Annotated in this window: 3 protein-coding genes; 1 reads left to right on the top strand and 2 read right to left on the bottom strand. The window is 68.4% G+C overall.

Features of this window, described 5'->3' with window-relative positions; all coding sequences use genetic code 11:
• Positions 1 to 108 precede the first annotated feature (108 nt).
• The gene (gene brnQ, locus QZS21_RS11535; protein WP_295583543.1) at positions 109 to 1,353 is read right to left on the bottom strand and encodes a branched-chain amino acid transport system II carrier protein; all 1,245 of its coding nucleotides are present in this window, start codon (positions 1,351 to 1,353) and stop codon (positions 109 to 111) included.
• Between the two features lie 176 nt (positions 1,354 to 1,529).
• Between brnQ and QZS21_RS11540 the strand changes: the two genes are divergently transcribed.
• Positions 1,530 to 2,306 carry a DUF4358 domain-containing protein gene (locus QZS21_RS11540; RefSeq protein ID WP_295583546.1) on the top strand — a complete coding sequence of 259 codons (777 nt, stop codon included), beginning with the start codon at positions 1,530 to 1,532 and terminating at the stop codon, positions 2,304 to 2,306.
• A gap of 51 nt (positions 2,307 to 2,357) precedes the next feature.
• On the opposite strand, the gene QZS21_RS11545 is transcribed toward QZS21_RS11540, so the two are convergent.
• On the bottom strand, positions 2,358 to 3,338 hold a 981-nt coding region (locus QZS21_RS11545; protein ID WP_295583548.1), incomplete at its 5' end, for a DUF362 domain-containing protein.

Genomic DNA, 3,338 nt, shown 5'->3' on the forward strand with positions numbered 1-3,338 from the left:
GCTGAGCGTTTGAGAACAAGGAAAAGGACCTGCGGCATAGCCGCAGGTCCTTTTCTTGCAGTTAGAAGGAAATGCCCAGTGCCGGGGGCGGGGATGGGACCGGCCGCCTCAGGCGGGGCGGCGGCCCGCCAGCAGGCCCAGGGCGCCGCATACCGCCGCCGGGGCCACCCAGCCAAAGCCGAAGGAGGCCAGAGGCAGGGCGTCCAGGAAGGCCAGGTCCATCCCCCAGTGCCGGAGCACCGACAGCAGACTGAAGACCAGGGCGCCCAGGGCCGCCAGCCGGTATACCCAGTCGTTGGGAATCCACCGGCGGACCAGCGCCAGGGCGATGAGCACCAGGGTGGGGGGATACACCAGGTCCAGGATGGGACCGGCGATGGACACGATCTGCTCCAGCCCGAAGGTGGATACCACGGCGCTGAACAGGCAGATCACCACCGTCAGCAGCCAGTAGGGCACCCGCTCGCCGGAGAGGCGGGAGAAATAGGCGGCGGCGGAGCTGACCAGGGCCACGGCGGTGGTGACGCAGGCCAGGGCCACCACCACGGAAAACAGGAGGATGCCGCTGCTGCCCAGCAGGCTGCGGACGATGGAGACCATGAGGAAGGTCCGCAGCACCGTGAGATCGAAGAAGCGGGAGGTGGTGACCCCCAGGTAGGTCAGCCCCAGGTAGACCACCAGCAGCGCCGCGCCGGCCACCGCGCCGGCGCCCGCCACCACCCGGAACTGGTCCCTGGGGGCCGTGTGGCCCTTGTCCCGGGCGCTTTTGAGCATGATGCCAAACACCATCGCCGCCAGCACGTCCATGGTCTGGTAACCGGCCTCGATGCCCGTGCGGGGCACGTTGTCCACCAGCACCCGCTCCGGCACCGGGCCGATGGGGTCCAGCACGCCCTTGACGATGAGCACCAGCAGCCCGATCAGCAGCGCCGGGGTCAGCACCTTGCCCACGATGTCCACCACGGCGGACTCCCGCAGGCACAGCAGCAGAATCACCAGGAAGAACAGGGCGGAGAACAGCGCCTGGGACACGCCGGAGACCAGGGGCGCCAGGGACATCTCGTAGGTGGTGGCCGCCGTGCGGGGAATGGCCAGCATGGGGCCGATACACAGCACGATGGCGCTCATAAGGACCGCCGATGGGACGGCGCCGATGGGGCGGGTGATGCCCTCGGGGCTGCCGCTGCGCAAAATGGCGAAGAGGGCCAGCAGGGCCAGCCCGATATCCGCCATGTAATAGCAGAAAAAGCCCAGCAGCCACTGGGCTCCGCTGCCCAGGCCCAGGTAGGGCGGGAAGATGACGTTCCCCGCCCCGAAAAACATGGAAAACAGGGCGAAGCCGATGACAAACATATCTCTGCGGGCGTGGCGCATGCGCAAGACCTCCTGGTGGGTTGATGGGGATAGCTTGTCCAAAATGGGAAAAATCCCGGCGGACAGGGGAACTTTTTTCCGGCGGCGCCCGTCGGAACAGGGGAAACACGGAGGCGCCCCCGGCGCCTGCCAACAAGGACAAAGGAGAACACGCGATGAAATACCGACTTTTGACGGGCCTGCTGGCCCTTGCCCTGGCCCTGTCCCTCACCGCCTGCGGCGGCGGGAGCTCCCCGGAAAAGCCGGAGGACGCCCCGAGCATCACCGCCCCCGAAGGGGAGGACGCCGGAGACGGCGCGGACGGCGCCCCGGAGGCGCCCCCGGCATCCCCGGAGGAGGGCGAGGAGAGCGAGACCCAGGACGGCGACGGCGCCACGGTCACTCCCCCCGCCGAGACGCCCCAGACGGGCAGCGGCACCGCCACCCCCTCCCAGAAGCCCCAGACCGGCGGAGGCGCCGCCGATTCCACCCAGAAGCCGGAGAGTCAGCCGGTGCAGAAGCCGGAGGCGGGTGTCCCCGCCGGCGGTGTGGACCTGGCGGCCTTCTACGCCTCCCTGACCGGGGAGGGGTCCTCCCTGCCCGCCATGAGCCGGCTGGAGGGAGAGGCCCTGACCTCCCTCTACCCCGGGCTGGGGGACATTGCCACAGCCCAGTGCGCCGTGTACGTGGCCATGATCTCCGCCTCCGTGGGCGAGCTGGCGCTGGTGGAGGTGCAGGATGGGGCGGACGTCCAGGCGGTGAAGGACGTCTTCCAGCAGCGGATCGACTACCAGGTGGGCGACGACGCAAACCCCGGCGGGGCCTGGTACCCCGCCACCATCGAGGGTTGGAAGACCAACTCCCGTATCGTCTCCAACGGCAATTACGTGCTGCTGGCGGCCTGCGACGGCGTGGAGGACGTGGTGGCGGCCTTCAACGCCCTGTTCGCGTAACGCAGAAGAGAAAGGCGGGACTTGCGTCCCGCCTTTTCCCGTGTCAGCGGCTCAGATTTTGATCAGCTCATAGCGCCGGGTGCCGAGGCCCAGCTTTTCCGCGTGCTCCAGGCACACCTGCCACTCCGTGTCCGGATGGGCGGCCTGGAGGAGGTCGCCGCAGGTGCAGTCGCATCCCCCGTCGAACAAAACGGAGCCGGGCAGGGGAGGCTGGGCCACCACCGCGTCGGCGCAGGCCTGGTCCAGGGCCACCGGGTCAAAGGAGGCGAACATGCCCACGTCGGCGGCGATGGGCGCGTCGTTCTCCCCGTGGCAGTCGCAGTTGGGGGAGATGTCCAGCACCAGGGAGACGTGGAAGCAGGGCCGCCCGTCCACCACGGCCTTGGTGTACTCGGCGATCTTCTTGTTCAGGATGGCGGGGGCCTCGTCGTCCCGGGAGGCGATGGCGTCCTTGGGGCAGATGGCCAGGCACCGGGCGCAGCCCACGCACTTGTCCGTGTCGATGGCGGCCTTGCCGTCCTCGCCGAAGACGGGGGCGCCGTGGGCGCAGATTTTTTCGCAGGCCCGGCAGCCGATGCACTTCTTCTGCTTGACGAAGGGCTTTCCGGCGTTGTGCTGCTCCATCTTCCCCGCCCGGGACCCGCAGCCCATGCCGATGTTTTTCAGGCAGCCGCCCATGCCCGCCTGCTCGTGGCCCTTGAAGTGGGTCAGGGAGATGAACACGTCGGCATCCATGACGGCCCGTCCGATCTTGGCCTCCTTCACGTACTCGCCGCCCTCCACGGGCACCGCCACCTCGTCGTTGCCCTTCAGGCCGTCGGCGATGAGAATGTGGCAGCCGGTGGAGTAGGGGGTGAAGCCGTTGACATAGGCGGACTCGATGTGGTCCAGGGCGTTCTTCCGCCCGCCCACGTAGAGGGTGTTGCAGTCCGTCAAAAAGGGGCGGCCGCCGTGGCTCTTCACCAGGTCCGCCACCGCCTTGGCCCAGTTGGGCCGCAGGTAGGCCAGGTTCCCCGGCTCGCCGAAGTGCAT

This window comes from uncultured Oscillibacter sp. (genome assembly GCF_900544955.1).
Classification (GTDB): domain Bacteria; phylum Bacillota; class Clostridia; order Oscillospirales; family Oscillospiraceae; genus Oscillibacter.